Annotated in this window: 19 protein-coding genes; 9 read left to right on the plus strand and 10 right to left on the minus strand. The window is 70.2% G+C overall.

Annotation, left to right across the window (positions count from 1 at the left end; genetic code table 11):
* Positions 1 to 96 precede the first annotated feature (96 nt).
* Positions 97 to 1,371: a cytochrome P450 family protein gene (locus VT50_RS21965; RefSeq protein WP_046085140.1), complete on the minus strand. Its 1,275-nt coding sequence runs from the start codon at positions 1,369 to 1,371 to the stop codon at positions 97 to 99.
* Positions 1,372 to 2,022: 651 nt separating this feature from the next.
* Here VT50_RS21965 and VT50_RS21970 point away from each other — a divergent pair.
* The 7 genes from VT50_RS21970 (at position 2,023) to VT50_RS22000 (ending at position 8,812) form a co-directional block, all read left to right on the plus strand.
* A complete protein-coding gene (locus VT50_RS21970; protein WP_046085139.1) occupies positions 2,023 to 3,168 on the plus strand; it encodes a sensor histidine kinase in 1,146 nt (381 codons plus the stop codon).
* Positions 3,165 to 3,566, plus strand: a complete 402-nt coding sequence (locus tag VT50_RS21975) for a roadblock/LC7 domain-containing protein (RefSeq protein ID WP_046085138.1) — start codon at positions 3,165 to 3,167, stop codon at positions 3,564 to 3,566. Before VT50_RS21970 ends, VT50_RS21975 begins: the two co-directional genes overlap by 4 nt.
* A complete protein-coding gene (locus tag VT50_RS21980; RefSeq protein WP_046085137.1) occupies positions 3,563 to 3,934 on the plus strand; it encodes a DUF742 domain-containing protein in 372 nt (123 codons plus the stop codon). Before VT50_RS21975 ends, VT50_RS21980 begins: the two co-directional genes overlap by 4 nt.
* Positions 3,909 to 4,499, plus strand: coding sequence for a GTP-binding protein (locus VT50_RS21985; protein WP_046085136.1), 591 nt, complete (start codon positions 3,909 to 3,911; stop codon positions 4,497 to 4,499). The genes VT50_RS21980 and VT50_RS21985 overlap by 26 nt, the downstream gene beginning before the upstream one ends.
* Positions 4,500 to 4,508: 9 nt before the next feature.
* Positions 4,509 to 5,855, plus strand: a complete 1,347-nt coding sequence (locus VT50_RS21990; RefSeq protein WP_046085135.1) for a cytochrome P450 — start codon at positions 4,509 to 4,511, stop codon at positions 5,853 to 5,855.
* A gap of 346 nt (positions 5,856 to 6,201) precedes the next feature.
* The gene (locus VT50_RS21995; RefSeq protein WP_046085134.1) at positions 6,202 to 7,344 is read left to right on the plus strand and encodes a tryptophan dimethylallyltransferase family protein; all 1,143 of its coding nucleotides are present in this window, start codon (positions 6,202 to 6,204) and stop codon (positions 7,342 to 7,344) included.
* Between the two features lie 94 nt (positions 7,345 to 7,438).
* A complete protein-coding gene (locus VT50_RS22000; RefSeq protein ID WP_046085133.1) occupies positions 7,439 to 8,812 on the plus strand; it encodes a tryptophanase in 1,374 nt (457 codons plus the stop codon).
* A 95-nt stretch (positions 8,813 to 8,907) separates the two neighbouring features.
* Here VT50_RS22000 and VT50_RS22005 read toward each other — a convergent pair whose 3' ends face one another.
* The 4 genes from VT50_RS22005 to VT50_RS22020 form a co-directional block, all read right to left on the minus strand.
* Positions 8,908 to 9,327, minus strand: coding sequence for a DUF6479 family protein (locus tag VT50_RS22005; protein WP_046085132.1), 420 nt, complete (start codon positions 9,325 to 9,327; stop codon positions 8,908 to 8,910).
* Positions 9,328 to 9,394: 67 nt separating this feature from the next.
* Positions 9,395 to 10,390 carry a nucleoside triphosphate pyrophosphohydrolase gene (locus VT50_RS22010; protein ID WP_046085131.1) on the minus strand — a complete coding sequence of 332 codons (996 nt, stop codon included), beginning with the start codon at positions 10,388 to 10,390 and terminating at the stop codon, positions 9,395 to 9,397.
* A gap of 61 nt (positions 10,391 to 10,451) precedes the next feature.
* Positions 10,452 to 11,069, minus strand: coding sequence for a SurA N-terminal domain-containing protein (locus VT50_RS22015; RefSeq protein ID WP_046085130.1), 618 nt, complete (start codon positions 11,067 to 11,069; stop codon positions 10,452 to 10,454).
* A 144-nt stretch (positions 11,070 to 11,213) separates the two neighbouring features.
* On the minus strand, positions 11,214 to 11,915 hold the full coding sequence (locus VT50_RS22020) for an HNH endonuclease family protein (RefSeq protein ID WP_046085129.1): 702 nt from the start codon (positions 11,913 to 11,915) through the stop codon (positions 11,214 to 11,216).
* Between the two features lie 82 nt (positions 11,916 to 11,997).
* Between VT50_RS22020 and VT50_RS22025 the strand changes: the two genes are divergently transcribed.
* A complete protein-coding gene (locus VT50_RS22025; RefSeq protein WP_046085128.1) occupies positions 11,998 to 13,461 on the plus strand; it encodes a DUF2079 domain-containing protein in 1,464 nt (487 codons plus the stop codon).
* Positions 13,462 to 13,482: 21 nt separating this feature from the next.
* Here the strand turns inward: VT50_RS22025 and VT50_RS22030 are convergent, their stop codons facing one another.
* From VT50_RS22030 to VT50_RS22040, 3 genes are all read right to left on the minus strand, one after another.
* The gene (locus tag VT50_RS22030; RefSeq protein ID WP_046085127.1) at positions 13,483 to 14,271 is read right to left on the minus strand and encodes a VOC family protein; all 789 of its coding nucleotides are present in this window, start codon (positions 14,269 to 14,271) and stop codon (positions 13,483 to 13,485) included.
* Positions 14,272 to 14,514: 243 nt separating this feature from the next.
* A complete protein-coding gene (locus tag VT50_RS22035; RefSeq protein ID WP_046085126.1) occupies positions 14,515 to 15,792 on the minus strand; it encodes a L,D-transpeptidase in 1,278 nt (425 codons plus the stop codon).
* Between the two features lie 249 nt (positions 15,793 to 16,041).
* The gene (locus VT50_RS22040) at positions 16,042 to 16,368 is read right to left on the minus strand and encodes a hypothetical protein (RefSeq protein ID WP_046085125.1); all 327 of its coding nucleotides are present in this window, start codon (positions 16,366 to 16,368) and stop codon (positions 16,042 to 16,044) included.
* A 99-nt stretch (positions 16,369 to 16,467) separates the two neighbouring features.
* Here VT50_RS22040 and VT50_RS22045 point away from each other — a divergent pair, with 99 nt between their 5' ends.
* On the plus strand, positions 16,468 to 16,773 hold the full coding sequence (locus VT50_RS22045; RefSeq protein ID WP_046085124.1) for a hypothetical protein: 306 nt from the start codon (positions 16,468 to 16,470) through the stop codon (positions 16,771 to 16,773).
* Positions 16,774 to 16,879: 106 nt separating this feature from the next.
* Here the strand turns inward: VT50_RS22045 and hutH are convergent, their stop codons facing one another.
* Positions 16,880 to 18,424 carry a histidine ammonia-lyase gene (hutH, locus tag VT50_RS22050; RefSeq protein ID WP_079343870.1) on the minus strand — a complete coding sequence of 515 codons (1,545 nt, stop codon included), beginning with the start codon at positions 18,422 to 18,424 and terminating at the stop codon, positions 16,880 to 16,882.
* A gap of 512 nt (positions 18,425 to 18,936) precedes the next feature.
* Positions 18,937 to 20,049 (minus strand): sensor domain-containing diguanylate cyclase, encoded by a 1,113-nt coding sequence (locus VT50_RS22055; protein ID WP_046090628.1) that lies wholly within the window; start codon positions 20,047 to 20,049, stop codon positions 18,937 to 18,939.
* Positions 20,050 to 20,153 lie beyond the last annotated feature (104 nt).

Genomic DNA, 20,153 nt, shown 5'->3' on the forward strand with positions numbered 1-20,153 from the left:
TGTATCCCAGGTCACGCCAAGATCACGTGACTGATCGTTCGTCACCTATGTCCGGCCGTACGGGGCTTGGGGTGGCAGCCGCCCATTTCGCGGATTTCAGCCGTCCGCGGAATCCCAGGTCACCGGGAGCGTGCGCAGCCCGCGCATGATCAGCCCGCCGCGCCATCGCAGATCGTCCGGATCCAGCGCGAGCCGCAGCCCGGGCAGCCGCCGCAGCAGGGTGGCGATCGCGGTCTGGGCCTCCAGCCGGGCCAGCGGGGCGCCCAGACAGTAGTGGATGCCGTGGCCGTAGCCGAGGTGCTGGTTGTCCCGGCGGGCGAGATCGAGGACGTCGGGCTCCGCGAACCGCTCGGGGTCCCGGTCGGCCGCCGCGAGTACCACAAGCACCGGCTCCCCCTCGGCGATGTGCTGCCCGGCGAGGGTGAGCGGTTCGATGGCGAACCGCCAGGTGGCGATCTCCACGGGTCCGTCGTAGCGGAGCAGTTCCTCGACCCCGGCGGGGAGCAGCCGCTCGTCCCCCTCTTCCACGGCCCGCTGCATGAGGGCGCGCTGCTCCGGATGGCGCAGCAGCGCGTAGACGCCGTTACCGATGAGATTGACGGTCGTCTCAAAGCCGGCGAAGAGAAGGATGAAGGCCATGGCCGCGGCCTCGTTCTCGGTGAGGTGCTCACCGTGGTCGCTGGCCCGGATCAGCCCGGAGATCAGATCCTCCCCGTCCTCCTCCCCGCGCCCGGCGAGCTCCAGGCGCTTGCGGTGGATCAGCTCGCCCAGATACGCCCGGATCCTCTTCACGGCCCGGGCCACTCCGCCGCGCGGGCCCCCGCCGTGCCGGATCATCGCGCCCGCCCAGTCCCGGAAGTCGTCCTGGTCCTCGCGCGGCACCCCGAGCAGATCGCAGATGGCGTAGATGGGGAGGGGGAAGGCGAACTCATGGATGAGATCCGCCTCCCCCCGCTCCTCGAAGGCGTCGATGAGCTGATCGGTGAGGGTCCGCACCCGGGGGGCGAACGCGGCCACCCGGCGCGGGGTGAACGCCTTCGATACCAGCCGCCGCAGCCGGGTGTGGTCGGGAGGGTCGATATTGAGCAGATGTGTCATCAGCTCGGCGCGCCGCTCACCCGGGATGCCCACCTTCCCCTTGGCGTGGGCCGCCGCACTGTGCCGCTGGGGGTTCTTCGAGAGCCGGGGATCGGCCAGCGCCTTCCTGGCGTCGGCGTACCGGGTCACCAGCCAGGCGTCCACCCCGCTGGGCAGCGTGGTCCGGTGCACCGGGGCGTGTTCGCGTAGCCAGGCGTACGCGGGGTAGGGATCGCTGGCGAACTCCCAGGTGAAAAGGGTGGGAGCGGAGCTGTTGCGGGGCTGTTCCGACACCCCCCGACGATACCGGCGCGGGGCCGCCCTCCCCGGTCTGCCGTAAGTAACGGCAGACAAGAGGAATAAGGGAATAAGCAGTACAAAGAGAATAAGCGAGTCATGACCGGGATGAATGGCTAGCGGATTTCCCCATTCATCTCCACACACCCTTCACCACCTGTACACAGCCGGGGTTGAATGCCCGGATATCTGATGGCTGACACCGCCGTTCGGCCGATGTCCGCGCCGCCCCGTTACGAACCCCCGGGACACGCCCTGACGTCGGTCAACGCGGTTAACTTGCGGTGTGGCTGAAACAGCATCAGGTGCACGAATGGGACTGGGGCACATGCACGGGGCCCACGGATACCGGTGATACGATCACCGCGCTTGCCAGGCGAGCCAAGGGCGCGTAAGACACACGGCGATCCGGCGCATCACGCCGAGAGGATCCCCACTCTGAGGAGCATTATGCCGCCAGTCGGGCATACGGAGCCGTTCCGGCGCACCGACGCCTGTGCGCTGCCGTCGGCAAGACGAGTGCGATGTCCCCGGAACCCGCGGGCGCCGTACGGGCGCTGACTTACCGCCTGTCCGACCATTCCAGACGCATAACGCACCACACCTCCCTAAAGTCCCTGGCGGTCTAGTCGTTTTAAGAGAGTCTCAATGACGCAATATCTACAGGATCCAGCACTCTGGGCCCTGATCGCTGGTACGCCTCTCGCCGCAACCGCCATTATCCGCGGGCGAAGGGCGCGGGCGAATCTGCGCCAGGAGAAGGCGGATCTAGAGAAACGTGCGGCCGATCTCGAGAACAATTACGCCGAGGCGGTGCAGGACGCTCACAGCCGCGCCGAAGAGGCCACCAAGAGCGCACTGAAGTCCGCCATGAGAACCCTTCAGGGTCTCGCCAACGAGCAGCAGCTGGCCATTTCCAAGACGCAGGACAAGTACGGCGAGCACCAGCTTCTCCAGGACCTCCTGGAGATCGACCACATGAACTCGCAGTTCGGTCGGCGCGCCCAGTCCATCGCGGTGCTCTGTGACGGCTGGCTGGGCCGGCAGCGGGCCGTCGCCTCGGTGTACGACGTGGTGCGCAGCGCCAAGGGCCGCATCCGTCACTACACCCGGGTGGAAATCCGCTCGCAGAGCAATTTCGCCCTGGTCAGCCGGGCCGTGGAACCGGTCGCACTGGCGCTGGCCGAGCTGCTGGACAACGCGACCAGTTACTCCGCGCCCGACTCGCCCATCGACATCACCATCCGTACCGTCCCCAAGGGCGTCTGCGTCATCATCGACGACGCCGGTGTCGGTATGAACGAGGAGGAGAAGAACCGGGCGGACAAGCTGCTCGCGGCCACACACGCCACCGGTGTAACGGGACTGGGCAATCCGCCGCAGTTCGGTTTTGCGGTGATCGGTGTGCTCGCCGCGCGCTATGGCTTCACGGTGTCCGTCGATTCGGCCTCTCCGTACGGTGGTGTTCGCGCGGTCGTGCTTCTCCCCGAGGACCTTCTGACCAATATGCCCGAGCCGGAAGAGCAGCCGACGACCTACGACGCTCCCGAGGCGGCCGAGCAGCCGGAGCCGAGCGGTTCCACCTTGACCAGTTCCACCGTGGGCGGTTCCACCGCCGGGGGCCTGCCCAAGCGTCGCCGTAAGGGCGCGATCTCCATCGTCCCGCGAGCGGACGCCACCGCCGCGGCCCGGACGAGCGAGGAAAGCGCATCGATCATGGGCGCGTTCCAGCGCGGCACTCAGTCCGGCCGCTCAGCAGCAAACCCGAACAGGGAAGGGCATGATCCTCAGTGAACAACGACCTGTCATGGATGCTTGAGAGCGCCCTGGAAGTTCCAGGGGCTCGTCACGCGATCCTGGTTTCCGCCGACGGTCTGCTGATGGCCCGTTCTCAAGAGGTCAAAAAGGACGAGGCCGACACCGTCGCGGCGGCGATGAGCGGCATCCAGTCGCTGAGCCGCACCATGGCCGGCTTCTGCGGTGGCCCCCATATGACATGGCGCCAGACGCTGGTCGAGTTCGACGGTGGCTGGGTCTTCCTCATCTCCGCGGGTGAGGGCGCGTATCTGGCGGTCTCCTCCTCGCCGGATGTCGACATGGCCGACATCACCTTCCGGATGCAGCAGCTTGTCGGGCAGTTGGGCAAGGCGCTGACCACACCGCCTCGCGAAAACAGCGGAATTCAGGCATGAAGGCACCAGGCGAGCAGGAACCCGAATCCGCTCAATTAGTGCGACCGTACGTCATCACCAACGGTCGAGGGCTTCCGGAGAACGACCAGTTCAACCTGATCACGCTGGTCACCTCCGCCGAAGAGACACCCCCCAGCCATCTCGACCCGGAGAAGCGCGGGCTCTTGGAGCTGTGCGCGGGTGGTTATCTCTCGGTCGCGGAGATAGCCGGACACATGGGACTTCCGATCGGCATCGTGAAGGTCCTGCTGTCCGATCTCTCCACGGACGGATACCTCGTCACCCGTGCACCCGCGCCTCCCGCGCAGCTTGTCGATGTTTCGCTCCTTCAGGAGGTGCTGGATGGGCTCCAGGCCCGTTTCGGATGATGACGTCTATCTGAGCGAAGCGGTGCAGATCGCGGCCAAGATCTTGGTCGTGGGGCATTTCGCGGTCGGAAAGACGACGTTCATCGGCACCATGTCCGAGATTCCTCCGCTACGCACCGAGGAGCGGATGACTCAGGCCGGAGCCCATGTCGACGACCTCATGGGCACCCGGGGCAAGACCACGACCACCGTGGCCATGGACTTCGGCCGGCTCACGCTCAGCGACAGACTTGTCCTGTATCTCTTCGGCACACCCGGACAGGAGCGCTTCGTCCAGGTGTGGGAAGACATGAGCCGAGGCGCTCTCGGGGCGCTGATCCTGGTCGATCCCGAACGGCTCAAGGAGTCCTTCCCGGTAATCGATCTGGTGGAGCACTACGGACTGCCCTATGCGATTTCCGTCAACCACTTCGACGGCACGCCGGCACGCCCCGACAACGAATTGCGCGAGGCGCTCGACCTGCTGCCCGAGACCCCGATCGTCACCTGTGACGCACGTGACGAGAAGTCATCGGCCAACGCGCTGATAACGCTTGTCCGTTACCTACAGGAACGTACTCGCTAGGAGCACCTGATGAACATGCAATCGGATTTTTCGGCGGTGCCACCACCCGGCTGCCCCGCCCATGGCAGTGGCATGCGGGTGCCGCTGTACGGGACGGAGTTCGCCGCCGATCCGGGTGCCTACTACACCTATATGCGCTCGTACGGTCCGACCGCGCCGGTGGAGCTCTCCCCGGGTGTCGACGCCACGCTGGTCACGGACTACTCGGCGGCGCTCCAGCTGCTGCAGAACCCGGACACCTTCCGGAAGGACTCGCGCCGCTGGCGTGAATACAACGAGGGCAAGGTCACCCGGGACAATCCGGTCGTCCCCTTGCTGGAGTACCGGCCGAACTGCATGTTCACCGACGGAGCCGAGCATATGCGGCTGCGTCAGGCGGTGACCGACAGCCTGGCCCGGGTGGATGCGCATCGGCTGAGCCGCCATGTCGAGCGGGTCGCGGACTATCTGATGGACCAGTTCCTCGCCCGTGGCTCGGCCGATCTGCTCAACGATTACGCCAAGCTGCTGCCGTTGTTCGTTTTCAATGAGCTTTTCGGATGCCCGGCGGAAATCGGTGACCGCGTCATCTTCGGCATCTCCGGGATATTCGACGGAGTCAATGCGGAGAAGGCGAACGAGGTGCTCGGCCAGAGCGTGGCCGAACTCGTCGCATTGAAGCGCAAGCAGCCAGGAGATGATGTCACCTCCTGGCTTATGGAGCACCATGCCCAGTTGAACGACGGCGAAATGGTTCATCAGCTGGTGCTGCTCCTGGGCGCCGGTGCCGAGCCGCAGCGGAATCTCATCGCCAACGCACTGCTGCTGTTGCTCTCGGACGAGCGGTACACGGGGGCCGGGCTGCTGGTCGAGGACGCCCTCGACGATGTGCTGTGGAACAGCCCGCCCATGTCCAATTACGCTCCGCATTACCCGGTGACCGATGTGGACTTCGCCGGGACCCGGCTGCGGGCGGGCGACCTGGTGCTGGTCTCCATCGCGGCCGCGAATACCGACCCCGCGCTGTCCGCCTCCAGGCAGCAGCTCAGCAAGCGCGCTCACTTGGCATGGAGCGCCGGTCCGCACGCCTGCCCGGCCAAGGACACCGCTCAGCTCATCGGTGTGGTGGCCATCGAGAAACTGCTCAACAAGCTGCCGGACATTGAGCTCGCGGTGCCCGAGTCGAGCCTGACGTGGCGCCCCGGTCCGTTCAACCGCGGACTTACCGCACTGCCTGCCCGATTCACTCCGATACGTACGGACAAACAGCCCGTTGCGCAACAACAAATCCCCACGGGCGGCCATCGCACTCACGCCCAGAATAAGCAGGAGAAGGGCGGCTTGTGGAGTTCGTTCCTCTCGTGGTGGCGAACGTGATCTAGGTCACACCGGGGGCCCCATTTCATACCGCATGAATGTTCAACTGAACGGGTAGGCAGTGTTGCGCAATTTATGTTGGCCAAAATCTAAGAGGAGCTGTCGTGAGGTCTCCCGCCGACGACGACATAACTGTCGGTCGACGATCAGCGGTTTCACTCATACCTCGACCGCACCCCCACCCCTGCGGCCAATCGAACACCTACCCTAATTTCGCGGAAGCACACGCGATGGGACCCCAGATACCCGCCCCCCAGGGCGGGTATCTTCTCGTGGTCCCGGAACACCGGCCATCCCCCCCACCTAAACCAAAACAGCCGCACCTCTCGATTCGACGGGAGGCACGATGAGCGGTTTCAGTTCGGGTGAAGCACTGCTCGGCGACCTCACCACGGGCCAGCTGACCCGGCTGTGCCATGTGGCGGGGCTGAGTGAGGCCGACGCGGCCGCGTACACGGGAGTGCTGACGGAGAGTCTGGGAGCCACGGCCGGACGGCCGCTGGCGCTTCCGCCCCCGTCACACACCTTTCTCTCCGACGACCACAGCCCCGTGGAGTTCTCCCTGGCCTTCCTGCCGGGCCAGACCCCGGACCTGCGGGTGCTGGTGGAGCCGGGCTGCTCCAGCGGGGACGACCTGGCGGAGAACGGCCGGGCCGGTTTGCGGTCCATCCACGCCATGGCGGACCGCTGGGGGTTCTCGACCGATCAGCTCGACCGGCTCGAGGACCTGTTCTTCCCGCCGTCCCCCGAGGGCCCGCTGGCCCTGTGGTGCGCCCTGGAACTCCGCCCCGGCGGGGTCCCCGGGGTCAAGGTCTACCTCAATCCCTCGGCGAACGGCGCCGACCGGGCCGCCGAGACGGTCCGCGAGGCACTGGCGCGGCTGGGCCACCGACAGGCGTTCGACTCGCTGCCCCGGGCGGAGGGCTTCCCGTTCTTCGCCCTGGACCTCGGCGACTGGGACGCCCCGCGGGTGAAGGTCTACCTCAAGCACCCCGGGCTGTCCCCCGCCGAGGCGGGTTCGCTGTCCCGGATGACCCCCGCACCGGGCCGCGAGGGGCTGGAGGAGTTCTTCCGCACCGTCGGCGACCTCCCCGCCGGGGACTTCGCCGATGACGAGGGCGCCGACCGGCTCGCCGGGCGCCCCACCCTCACCTGCCACTCCTTCACGGAGACGGCGATCGGGCTGCCCAGCGGATACACCCTCCACGTACCCGTCCGCGACTACGTCCGGCACGACGGCGAGGCGCGGGAGCGGGCCGTGGCCGTGCTGCGCAGCAACGGCATGGACAGCGGGTCGCTCGACCGGGCGCTGGCCGCCGTGAGCCCCCGCCCCCTCGGCGACGGCGTGGGCCTGATCGCCTATCTGGCTCTGGTCCACCAGCGCGGCCGACCGCGGCGGGTGACCGTCTACGTTTCCTCCGAGGCGTACGAGACGCGGCCGCCCCGTGAGACGGTTCCCACCCGTGACCGGGTGCGGGTCCGGCTCTGAACCCCGCCAGGGTGCCGAACTCCGGGACATCGCACGCGAAGTACGCCGAGCACGCCGAAACACAGAACGACGAACAGACAGGAGCAGGGGCAGCGTGGAGCCGTACAGGATCAAGGTTGTCGAACCGATACCCGTCACCACACGGCAGCAGCGCGAAGCGGCGCTGCGGCGAGTCAACTACAACCTCTTCGACCTCCGTGCCGAAGAGGTGACCATCGATCTGCTCACCGACTCGGGCACCGGGGCGCTGTCCGCCGCCCAGCTCGCCGCGGGGATGGCGGGCGACGAGTCCTACTCGGGCTCCCGCTCGTTCTACCGCTTCCACGAGACGGTCACCGAGCTCACCGGCTACGGGCACATCCTCCCCGCCCACCAGGGGCGCGCCGCCGAGCGCGTGCTGTTCACCACCCTGCTGGAGCGCGGCGACCTCGTGCTGTCGAACACCCACTTCGACACCACCCGGGCCAATGTCGAGCTGAACGACGCCGAGGCGCGCGATCTGCCGTGCCCCGAGGCCAAGAACCTCGACAGCACCGACCCGTTCAAGGGCAACATCGACCTGGACGCGCTCGCCCGGACGCTGTCCGGGCCCGATGGCTCCCGGGTCGCCGTGGTCGTCATGACCATCACCAACAACGGCGGCGGCGGCCAGCCCGTCTCCATGGAGAACCTCAAGCGGACGGCCGCGCTGTGCCGTCAGCGCGGGGTGCCGCTCTTCCTGGACGCCGCCCGGTTCGCCGAGAACGCCTGGCTGGTCACCCGCCATGAGCACGGCTACCGCGACCGCACCCCCCGGCAGGTCGCGGAGGAGGCGTTCCGCCTGGCGGACGGCTGCATGATGAGCGCCAAGAAGGACGGCATCGTCCACATCGGCGGCTTCATCGGCACCAACGACCCGGAGCTCGCCCAGAAGTGCGAGCTGCTCCTCATCGCCACCGAGGGGTTCGCGACCTACGGCGGTCTGGCCGGGCGCGACCTCGACATGATGGCGCAGGGACTGACCGAGGTGACCGAGCCGAGCTACCTCGCCGAACGCGCCGAGATCGCCTCCCACCTCGCCCAGCGGGTCCGGGCCGCGGGCGTGGACATCGTCGAGCCGCCGGGCATGCACGCCCTCTACCTCAACGCCGGGCGACTGCTGCCGCACATCCCGCCGCACAACTACCCCGGCCACGCCCTGGCCTGCCAGCTCTACCTGGAGGGCGGCATCCGCTCGGCCGAGCTGGGGTCGCTCTACCTCGGTGAGGAGGACGAGCACGGCAACCCGGTCAAGAGCGCGCCGTACGAGCTGGTCAGGCTCGCCCTGCCGCGCCGGGTCTACACCCGCAGCCACTACGACCACGTGGGCGAGACGCTCGCGAGGATCGCCAAGAACGCGGACCAGGTGTACGGCTTCCGGATCACCGACCAGTCCCCGATCCTGCGCCACTTCCGCGCCACGCTGGAGCCGGTGCCCGTCGGGGGCTGACCAGCCGCACGCACGGCCGCGCGGGCCCGGCACCGGACATCACCGGTGCCGGGCCCGCGCCGTACGCAACCCTCACGGCTCCCGCCCCGTACGCCTCAGCCGTTGCCGAACGAGCCGCTGCCGCCCTCGCGCCACCTGGGCCGGTCCTCGGTGCCGCGCTTGCCGGTGTCCCGGGTCCCGGAGCCGCCCAGCTCGGACGGGGACCGGCGGCTGCGGTCCGGGCGCAGCTCATCGGGCTCGCGGTTCTGGGTCACATAGCCGACGCTGTCCCCGTCGTCCTGGTGTCCCGGGCCATGGCCCGCCGCCCGCGCCTCGTGGTCGGCCTCCTGGGCCTTCTGCCAGGAGCCGGCGCGGTGTTGCGGCCGCTGGGGCGGGACCGGCTCACGGGCCCGTAGCCGGATCCCCCACCACACGGCCCCGAAGCACAGGATCACGACCACCAGCCCGACGATGAACGGCCCCGTCCCGACCAGCAGGTCCCGGGTCACGGCGAGATCTTCGGCGTACGTATCCATGGCGGCCGGGTACCCGGACCCGCCCGGATATCACTCCGGCCGCCTCGGCGTCACACCCGGCGCCGCGTCACCGCGCCGGGGAGCCCTCCGCCGCCCGGATCGCGTCACGGTAGGCGCGGGCCGCCGCGCGCAGCGCCGCCTCCGGGTCCACGCCGTCCGCCTCGGCCCGCACCGCGAGCGCCAGCAGCTCATAGCCGATGCCCGCCCCCTCCGGCGGGGCCACGTCGAGCCCGGCCGTCCGGGCGCGGGAGGCCAGCTTGGCGGTCAGCGCGAGCGAGGGCTGACCGAGCGGCACCCCTTCGGTGACCGAATCGCGCCGCTTCTCGGCCGCCTTGGTCCGCAGCCAGTGGCGCCGGACGTCCTCCGGGGTCTCGGCGGCCTCATCGCCGAAGACATGGGGATGGCGGTGGATCAGCTTCTCCACGATGCCGCCCGCCACATCGTCGATCGAGAACGGGTGCTCGGGGTCGTCCTGGGCGATCCGGGCGTGGAAGACGACCTGGAGCAGCACATCGCCCAGCTCCTCGAGCAGCGCCTCGCGGTCGCCCTCCTCGATGGCCTCGACGAGTTCGTACGCCTCCTCGATGCCGTACTTCACCAGCTCCTCGTTGGTCCGGGTGCCGCTCCACGGGCATTCGGCGCGGATCCGGTCCATGACCTGCACCAGATCGAGCAGCCGCGCGCCCGGCAGATCGTAGGAACCGGGCAGCAGCTCCAGGTCCGGCACCGCCTCCCGGCCCGATCCGGCCAGCCGCGCCAGCCCGTCGGTCAGCTCGGACTCGCCCTCGGCCGAGGTGATCACGACGGCCGTACGGCCACCGTCCGCCACGCAGTAGTCGACCAGCTCGCGCGCGCCCGGAGCGCCCGGCTCCACCTCGACGCCCGCATCCCGCAGATATGGCAGCTGCGGATGGTCCGGGTCGCCCGAGAGCACCCGGTCGGCACCGTGCAGCGCCTGCCAGGCGGGCCAGGACAGCAGTCCGGGCGCCACCCGGTGGCTGGTGGTGAGGAGGACGATGCGCCCGGTGGGGGCGGCGACATCGGGTGAGTCAGGTGGGGTCACCCTTGCAACGTAACGTACGCCCGCCCGGGGCCCACGCCCGCTCTGGACTTACGCCCTGGGCCTATGCCCGCTCGGGGTCATCGCCGGAGGTGCGCAGCCATGCCTCCTTGGCCAGGACCGCGGTGCCCCGGGTGTTGTCCCACTTTCCGTAGCGGGGGTTCACCCGGATCTTGAGCGCCTTGGAGGTCTGGGCGAACACCTGATTGACCTCGGAGGTGCCGAGCTTGCGCAGCAGTGCGTTGCGCGTGAGGTCCATCCGGACCGCCTCGTCGATCCCGCCCGGCGCGATGCCCTGCTGGAGATACAGGGCGCGCAGGGCGGTGGCCCCGCCACTCTGCTTCTCGGCCGAGGTGCGGGCCCGCTGGACCTCACGGCGGGTGAGGTGCACCCCGTTGTCCTTACCGGCCCGCTCAATCACCCGGAACTGGATCATCCGGATCAGTGTGTCCTGGCTCAGCCGACCGCTGCCCGCGACCGTCTGGGCCGCCCTCGGGTCCTTGCCCTGGGCCTGGCGGACGGCCTTGACCTGCGCCTGGAGCTCGGACACGGTGATCCGGCCACCGTCCAGGACCGCCGCGGCACCGGGCCGCGGGGCATCGCCGCACGCGGTGATCAGCGGTGCGGAGAGCAGCAGCGCTGACGCGGCGGAGACGGTGAGCGCAGTACGGCGGCGGATCATTGAGCCTCCCGGCAGAGATCGTGCGGCGCGACAAACGATCTGGCGTTGATCGATGGTATGGAGTCGGCGCGGCCTAGGCCACTGCTTGGACAACGATTCACCACGGTCTTGGTCAGCCCCTTGGTCGCCACCGGCCGTGGCAGGCTAGCGCGCGGGCAGCCTCGTGCCGGGGCAGCCCCCCAACACCCGCCTCATCGCGCCCTTCTCGGCCCCGGTCACCCACAGTCCGTACGCCTTCTTCACCGCCACCTGGTGCGCCACGTAGTCACAGCGGTACGCCTTGTTGGGCGGCAGCCAGGTCGCCGCGTCGCCGTCGCCCTTGCGGCGGTTGGCGGAGGCGTCCACGGCGATCAGATTGAGCGGATCGTTGGCGAACTCCAGGCGCTTGTCCCGGTTCCACTTCTGGGCGCCCTTCTGCCAGGCGTCCGACAGCGCGACCACATGGTCGATGTCCACCTCGCTGTGGCCACGGACGAACCGGACATCGCGACCGGTGTACGGATCGTCGGTGAGCGTACCCGAGGCCACCAGACAGTGGCCGTCGCGGAACTCGACGTCCTTAAGGTCGCGCTTGAGGATGTCCTCGCGGGTCCCGCAGCCGTTGTCGTCGGTGTCCACCCACGCGCTGCCGAACTCGTCGCGTTCATAACCCGTCTTCGGCGCACGGCCCTTGACTGTGAGCGAGGACACAGCCGCCAGGGCCGAGCCGGACGCCGCGGGCCGACTCGGACCGCTCGCGCTGGCGCTCCCGCTCCCGCCCTCGTCAGCGCCCTTGCCGTCCTGGTCACCGACCTTGCAGCCGCCGACCGCCAGCAGCGCGGCCAGCACCGCCGCGGAGCTTCGCATCGGTATGCCAAACCGTCCCTGCAACCTTCCCACCCCCTTCGCGTATCTTTTCGCACAGACCGCCACACGATAAGGACCCTGGATGGACACGGCCGCAACCGCCCCGCCCGGCACCGGCGCCGAGGGGGCGACCGCCGTCGTCAGGGGGCGTACCCGGCTCCGCGTCAGGGCAGGCGTACTGCGGCGGCCGGGGGCCGATCCGTACTGGCTGGCCTTCGCGCTCTTCGCGGTCTTCACGGCGCTTTCGGTCTGCCGCTACCGCCGCATGGCCACCATGTCCTGGGACCTGGGCATCTTCGAGCAGGCGATACGGGCGTACGCGCACTTCCAGGCCCCCATAGCCGATCTCAAGGGCCCCGGCGCCAATATCCTCGGCGATCACTTCAGCCCCATAACGGCCCTGCTCGGCCCCGTCTACCGGCTCTTCCCCGGCCCGGTCACCCTGCTGGTCGCGCAGGCGGCGCTGTTCGCCCTCTCCGCCGTCCCCGTCACCCGCGTCGCCGCCCGGCTGCTGGGGCGCGGCCGGGGGCTCGCGATCGGCGTCGCCTACGGGGTGTCCTGGGGCCTCCAGCGCGCCGTGGACTTCGACTTCCACGAGATCTGCTTCGCCGTTCCGCTCATCGCCTTCTCCCTGGAGGCGGTGATCCGCCGGCGCTGGTACCCGGCGCTGCTGTGGGCCGTCCCGCTGGCCTTCGTCAAGGAGGACATGGGCGCCACGGTGGCCGCGATCGGCGCGGTCGTCTGGATCCGCGCCCGGCGCGACCCGGAGCGCGGCCCCCGCGCCGTCCCGCTCGCCGTCGCGCTGATGGGCTTCGGCATCGCGGTCTCGGCGCTCGCGCTCGGCGTGGTCATCCCCGGCCTCAACGGCGCCGGGTCGTACGACTATTGGGACAAGGTCGGCAGCGGCGGTGAGCAGACCGGCACGATCCCGTTCGGCACCGCGCTGCGCACCCTGCTGTGGATCCTGCTGCCGACCACCGGGCTGCTGGCGCTGCGCTCCCCGCTGCTGCTGGCCGCCGTGCCCACCCTGGGCTGGCGCTTCCTCTCCCACGACGACCACTACTGGGGCACGGACTGGCACTACAGCGCGGTGCTGATGCCGGTCGTCCTGCTGGCCCTGGTGGACGCCCTGGACCGGGTCCACGACACCCGCCGGCCCTGGCTCGCCTCGTACGCCCGTCAGCTGCCCGCCGCGGTGTGCGGCGGGGCGCTCGCGCTGTCGTCCTCCATGCCGCTGTACGGCCTCACCCAGGGCGCCACCTACGACAAGCCGCCACAGGCGCGGGCGGTGGAGCGGCTGCTGGACCGGATCCCGGACGGGGCGACGGTGGAGGCCAACGTCGGGCCGATAAGCAGGCTCACCAGCCGCTGCCGGGTGCTGTGGGTCGGCGCCACCCAGGACATACGGCCGGACTACATAGCGCTGCAGGAGCCGCCGGAGCGCACCGAGCGGCAGGTGATCGAGTACGCCGGGCAGCTCCACCCGGGCAGCTCGTACACGCCCCTGGGCTCCACCTCCGGCTACTTCGTCCTCAAGCGGGGCTAGACCCGGCCGTTCAGCCGCGGCTCAGCCCATGGGCTTCGGGGCGAGCAGGGCGAACGGCGCCCCCTGCGGGTCCTTCACCAGGGACATCCGGCCCGCGACCATGTCGTACGGCGGGCGCAGCACCGTCCCGCCCTCGGCGGACACCTTGGCCGAGAGGCGGTCGGTGTCCTCGACCGCGAAGTAGACCAGCCAGTGCGGGGGCACCTCCAGCGGTAGCCCCTCCCGCAGCGGCTGGAGCCCGCCGACCGTACGGCCGTCGACGGAGAGCGCGAAGTAACCCTCGGCGCCCTCGCCCTCCATGGGGATCGACTCCACGCCAAGCGCCTCCGCGTAGAAGGCCGAAGCCGCCTCCCGGTCGGTGGTGTTGAGCTCGTTCCAGATCAGCGTCCCCGGCTCGTTGACCAGGCCCGCGCCGGTGAAGCCGAGCGGCTGCCAGACGCCGAAGACGGTCCCCAGCGGGTCGGCCGCCACCAGCATCCGCCCGAGGTCCATCACGTCCATGACCGGCATCAGCACGGTGCCTCCGGCCCGGCTGACGGACTCCGAGGTGGCCTGGGCGTCGGCGGAGCAGAAGTAGGTGGTCCAGACGGTCGGCGGCGGGGTCTCCTCGCCCACCGACCGCGCGGACATCACCCCCGCGACGGGCTTGCCCCTCAGGGTCCAGGTCGCATAGCCGCCGGTCTCCGGAGGGCCGACCTCTCCCTCCCAGCCGAACAGCCCGGAGTAGAAGTCCAGGGCGGCCTGTTGGTCGGGGACCATCAGATCGATCCAGCAGGGTGTTCCGGGCTGGTAGGACGTGACTTCGGGCATGGGGGCCGCCTCCGTATCGCCATTTCCGGCCGTGCGCGGCCGGTGCGGGATGCCCCCATGGCCCATTCTCCTCCGGCCCGGGCGGCACGCCACTCGGCGCCGACCGCCACCGTGCGCACCGGTTCGCCGACGGTACGTGAACACGGCTTCCCCGCCGTGCACACGACCCGGCCGACGCACAGAGGCGGGCGGCGGCCGGCCAGAGGGCCGACCGCCGCCCGGCGGTGGTGAGCAGAGGGTGGGTCAGGCGCCGCCGACGGCGCTTCCGGCCACCCACTGGTTCCAGTCCATGTTCCATCCGTTGAGGCCGTTGTCCGGCTGGACGGTCTTGTCCTTGGAGTTCTTCACGATGACGACGTCACCGACCTGGGAGTTGTCGTAGAACCAGGCGCCGTCCGTCTTGGAGTCGCCCGCGCCCTTGGTGTCCGACAGACCGACACAGCCGTGGCTGGTGTTGACGCTGCCGAAGATGGACTTGGCGCCCCAGTAGTTGCCGTGGATGAAGGTGCCCGAGGTGGACAGCCGCATCGCGTGGGGCACGTCCTTGATGTCGTACTCGCCCTTGCCGTCGTCGTCCGTGAAGCCGACCGTCGCACCGTTCATCCGGGTCTCCTTGAACTTCTCGGAGATCACCATCTGACCGTTGTAGGTCGTGTTCTCGGGGCTACCGGCCGAGATCTTGATGGTCTTGAGCAGCTTGCCGTCGCGGACGACCTTCATCTCCTTGGACTCGGCGTCCACCGTGGAGACCTGGGAGCGGCCGATCGTGAAGTTGACCGTCTTCTCCTGGACGCCCTTGACACCGGGCGCCGCCTCGACGCCGTCCAGGTCCAGCTTCAGGGAGACGGTCGAGCCCGCCTTCCAGTAGTCCTTGGGGCGCAGATCGAGGCGGTCGCCGCCGAACCAGTGGCCGACCACCTGCTGGCCGCTGCTGGAGGTGACCTTGATGTGGGACTCGACGTCCTTCTTGTTGGTCACCGCCTTGTCGAACCGGATGGACACCGGCATGCCCACGCCGACCGTGGAGCCGTCCTCCGGCGTGAAGTTGCCGATGAAGCTGTTGGAGGGCGAGACGGTGGTGAAGGCCGAGTTCTCGGTCGCCTTACGGCCCTTGGAGTCCTCGGCGGACGCCCTGATCTTGTACTGGGTGGCCCGCTCCAGCTGCCCGCTCGGCTTCCAGGACGTCTTGTCCGGCGATATGGTCCCGGCCACGGTGCTGCCGGTCGCGACGGACGTCATCGTGACGGAGGTGAGCTTGCCCTCGCTCACCGTGACCTTGGTGTCACTGTTGATGCCCGCATTCGTCGCACCGGCCTTCGGCGTGATCTTGATGTGGGCGTCCGACGCGTCCTTGGCCGCCGCCTCGTCGACCTGCGACTGCGACCCGTGCCCATCGTTCTTGGCGTCGTCGTCGCCGCCGTCCCCACCGCACGCGCCGAGAGTGAGTACGCCGCCGAGCACGGCGGCCACGGCCACCAGCCCCTTACGGCGCTTGCCGTCCGTCATCACACGCTTCTCCATTTGACCTGGATCTTGCTCTGGATCCCAGAAACCCCGGACCTGGCCGGACCTGCCCGATAAGAACGCCTGTACCTTTTGGCCGGTTCCACGCACGGCGAAACTGTGCGCAAGACCACTTAGCAAAGACGCCAGTCAAGCGTAAGACCCGCCGACACCCGGACCGGCACGGCTCCGCCGTCTTCGTCGTCCGCTTCGCCGCCTTCGTCGCCCGGAATGCCGCTCTCCGGGCCCATATGCGGCTCTCCGGACTCAATCGTCCTCGTCCAAGTCGGCGAAGTCGCCGGACCACTCGACGGCGCGGGGATCGTAGTCGACGTGCTCGCTGCTCCAGGACGCCTGGGCCAGCTCGACCCCCGGCACCTCCTCCACCAGCTCGAACGGCTCGATCAGATAGGCCAGCGCCTCGGCCTCGTCCGACTCCACCATGCGGTGCGCGTGACCCCGCTCCTCCGCGGCCATGGACTCATCGCCGTCGATCCGCTCGTACGCCGCGCGCCGCAGCCGGTCGGCATCGGTGATCTCGACCACGAGCTCCACGCGAAGCCGGACAAACCGTGATGTCTCGCTACTCGTCATGCGACGGAGGTTAGGGTGCCGCCCCGTCTCGCTTCCGCACGACCCGCAGTTGTCACTACGATCGGCGCACGGGGCCAATTTGCCGCAGCCTCAAGGAGGATGCCGTTGTCCGCACGCCGACCGCTGCTGACCGCCGCCGCTGCCGGTTCACTGCTGTGCGCCCTGTGGTTCGTCCCGTCCGCCAACGCCACCGTGGAGGACCCGGGAGCGTCCTCGGCGTCCTCACGGACCTCCGAGACCCCGCCCGGGTCCGGCCCCAGGACCCAGACCGTGCCCGACGGGGACCTGGCCGACACCGGCAGCGTGGACGTCACCCCGTACCTCTTCGGCGGCACGGCCTTCCTGGGGCTGGGTGTGGCGATGGTGACCGCGTCCGTGCGGCGCACGCGTCCTCAGGCGTACTAGCGCCTTCGCTCGCCGCCTTCGCCGCTCGGGGGCGAATGGGGGGGCGCACCGCCTCCTTCGCCCGGCGGCGGACTGGGGGCGCACCCGCCCCGGGCCCCGGCCCGGTTCAGTCCAGGGGGCCCGTCACCGACTCCACGGCCTCGATCAGCTCTCCGGATCGTACGAACGCGTCCGCCGCCGCCAAGTCGGGCGCCAGATAGCGGTCTTCGCCCGGCCCCTCGACTCCCGCCCGGCGCACCGCCGCCAGCACCGCCCGGCTCGCGGGCGCGGGCCGCAGCCCCTGGCGCAGCTCGATGCCCCGGGTGGCGGCGACCAGCTCGACGGCCAGGACGCGGGCCAGACCGTCCACCGCCGTACGCAGCTTGCGCGCCGCCGACCAACCCATCGAGACATGGTCCTCCTGCATCGCGGAGGACGGGATGGAGTCGACGGAGGCGGGCACCGCGAGCCGCTTCATCTCGCTCACCAGCGCCGCCTGGGTGTACTGAGCGATCATCAGCCCCGAGTCCACGCCCGGGTCACCGGCCAGGAAGGGCGGCAGGCCGTGGGAGCGGTTCTTGTCCAGCAGCCGGTCGGTGCGGCGCTCGGCGATCGAGGCCAGGTCGGCGGCGGCGACGGCCAGGAAGTCCAGGACGTACGCGACGGGCGCGCCGTGGAAGTTGCCGTTGGACTCCACCCGCCCGTCGGGCAGCACCACGGGGTTGTCCACGGCGGAGGCCAGCTCGCGCTCGGCGACCAGCCGGGCGTGCCCGAGGGTGTCCCGGCCCGCGCCCGCGACCTGCGGGGCGCAGCGGATCGAGTACGCGTCCTGGACGCGCGGCGCGTCGTCCTGGTGGTGCCCGGTGAGCCCCGAACCGGCCAGCACCCGCAGCATGTTGGCGGCGCTGGCGGCCTGCCCCGGGTGGGGGCGGATGGCGTGCAGCTCGGGCGCGAGGACGCGGTCCGTGCCGAGCAGCGCCTCCAGCGAGAGGGCGGCGGTCACATCGGCGACGGTGAAGAGCCGGGCGAGGTCGGCACAGGCCATGATCAGCATGCCGAGCATGCCGTCCGTGCCGTTGAGCAGTGCGAGCCCCTCCTTCTCGCGGAGCTCGACCGGCCCGATGCCGTGCTCGGCCAGCAGCTCGGCGGCGGGCCGCACGGTCCCGTCGGGCCCCTCGGCCTCGCCCTCGCCCATGAGCGCCAGCGCGCAGTGGGAGAGCGGCGCCAGGTCGCCGGAGCAGCCCAGCGAGCCGTATTCGTGCACGACGGGGGTGATCCCGGCGTTCAGGAGCGCGGTCATCGTCTCGACCACGACGGGGCGGACGCCGGTGCGGCCGGACGCGAGCGTCTTGAGCCGCAGGAACATCAGCGCCCGCACCACCTCGCGCTCGACCCGCGGGCCCATGCCCGCGGCGTGCGAGCGCACGATGTTGCGCTGGAGCTGGGCGCGCAGCCCGGGGCTGATGTGGCGTACGGCGAGCGCGCCGAAGCCGGTGGAGACGCCGTAGACGGGCTCGGGCTTGGCCGCGAGGTCGTCGATCACCCGCCGCGCGGCGGAGACGGCGTCGAGGGCCGCCTTGGAGATCTCGATGCGCGCGGTGCCGCGGGACACGGCGATGACATCGTCGGCGGTCGTTCCGGACGTCCCCACCACCACAGTGTGCATATCCATATTCAGGCACCCTAGAGAGTGAATCCCCACCTGTCACCCCGTCGCCCGTGGTCTCCACCCCACCCCACCCCGCCCCTTCCCGAACCGGGGGCGGCCCCCGGCCCCCCTCGGGGCTCCGCCCCGAACCCCGCTCCTCAATCGCCGGAGGGGCTGAAACGGACTCCCACCCCCGGCGCCGCGCGGAGGCCAGCAATGGCCCGGGCCACAACCGCGACAGGACCTGGGGCGGAGGCCCGGGGCGAAGGCCCGTCCACGCCCGAAGCGCAATCCCATCCAGGCCCGAGGCGAAGGCCCGTCCACGCCCGAGGCGCAGGCCCGTCCACGCCCGAGGCAAAGCCCCATCCACGCCCGAGGCGCAACCCCATCCACGCCCAAGGCGAAGGCCCGTCCACGCCCAAGGCGCAACCCCGCCCAGGCCCGAGGCGAAGGCCCTGCAGGACGCGGGGCAGAGCCCCACACTCAAGCCCCTCCGGCGATTGAGGAGCGGGGCCGGGGCGGAGCCCCGGTGGGGGTTAGCGGCGGCCCCGGAAGCGGCGTCGTTCCGGCGGGTGGGCCGAAGACGTGTCGGCGAGGCGGATCACCGCATCCTCCGCGCCCCCGTCCCGCCCCGCCACCACCGGCTTCAGCGACCGCGCCGCCTTCGCCCGGTACTGCGCCGCGTCCGCCAAGCGGAAGAGACGCCGGGCCGACGGCACCGGCCCGATCGGATCGCCCGTGGAGGCGATCCCGCAGGCCACCCCCTCGCCCAGCTCCAGCTCCGCCGCCCGGCGGCACAGCTCATCGGCCACCCGGACCACCTCGTCCGCCGGGGGCCCGACCCCCACCAGGCAGAACTCATCACCGCCCAGCCGCGCCACCAGCGCCCCGGGCAGCATCGCACCGCATATGGACAGCAACGAGCCGAACCGTTCCAGCAAGCGGTCGCCGACCGCATGGCCGAGCGTGTCGTTCACCCGCTTGAGGCCGTTGAGGTCGCAGACCACCAGGCTCACCACCGTGCCGTCCGCGTGATACGCCTCCAGCGCCTCGTCCAGCCGTATGTCCACCGCCCGCCGGTTGCCGAGGCCCGTCAGCGGATCGGTGAAGGCGAGGCGGCGGGCCTCCTCCAGGCGCTCGGTCTGGGCCAGCCCGGCGGCGGTCACCGAGGCCAGCACGGTCGCGAAGTCGGCGTCTTCCCGGTCGAACACGGGCCGCCCGGCCGCCCGGGCCACATACAGCTCGCCCCACGCCCGCCCATGCAGCACGATCGGGGCCACCACACAGCTGCCACGGCCGCGCCGCCGCAGCGCGGCCACCCTCCCCCAGCTGCCGCTGGGCGCCACCGAGCCGACGCCGACGCCGGTGCCCAGCCCCTCGGCCGTCTCGACCCAGGCGTGCGGCTCCCCGCCCGCCGCCCAGTGCTCGTGCACGAATTCGGCGATCTCCGGGAAGTCGTGCACCGGATACGACTCGTCCTCCGGCAGCCGCTCCTCGCCCGCCATCAGCTCGCCCACGTTCACCAGGACCCGCAGCAGCCCCCGCTCGCGCTCCCACATCGAGATCGCCGCGAAGCTGCCGTCGAGGGCGCGGCGGGCCGCCTCCGCCGCCGCGCCCATCGACTCCTGCGGGGTGTGCGCCGCCGCCATCTCCTGGGCGAGCCGCACAACGGCCCGCAATCGCCCGTCGACCCCGCCGGGCCGCCCGCCGATCTCCCCGTTGTCCGTCACGACGGCCTCGCATTCCTCACGGC

Origin of the sequence: Streptomyces antioxidans (assembly GCF_000968685.2) — a bacterium.
GTDB lineage: Bacteria > Actinomycetota > Actinomycetes > Streptomycetales > Streptomycetaceae > Streptomyces > Streptomyces antioxidans.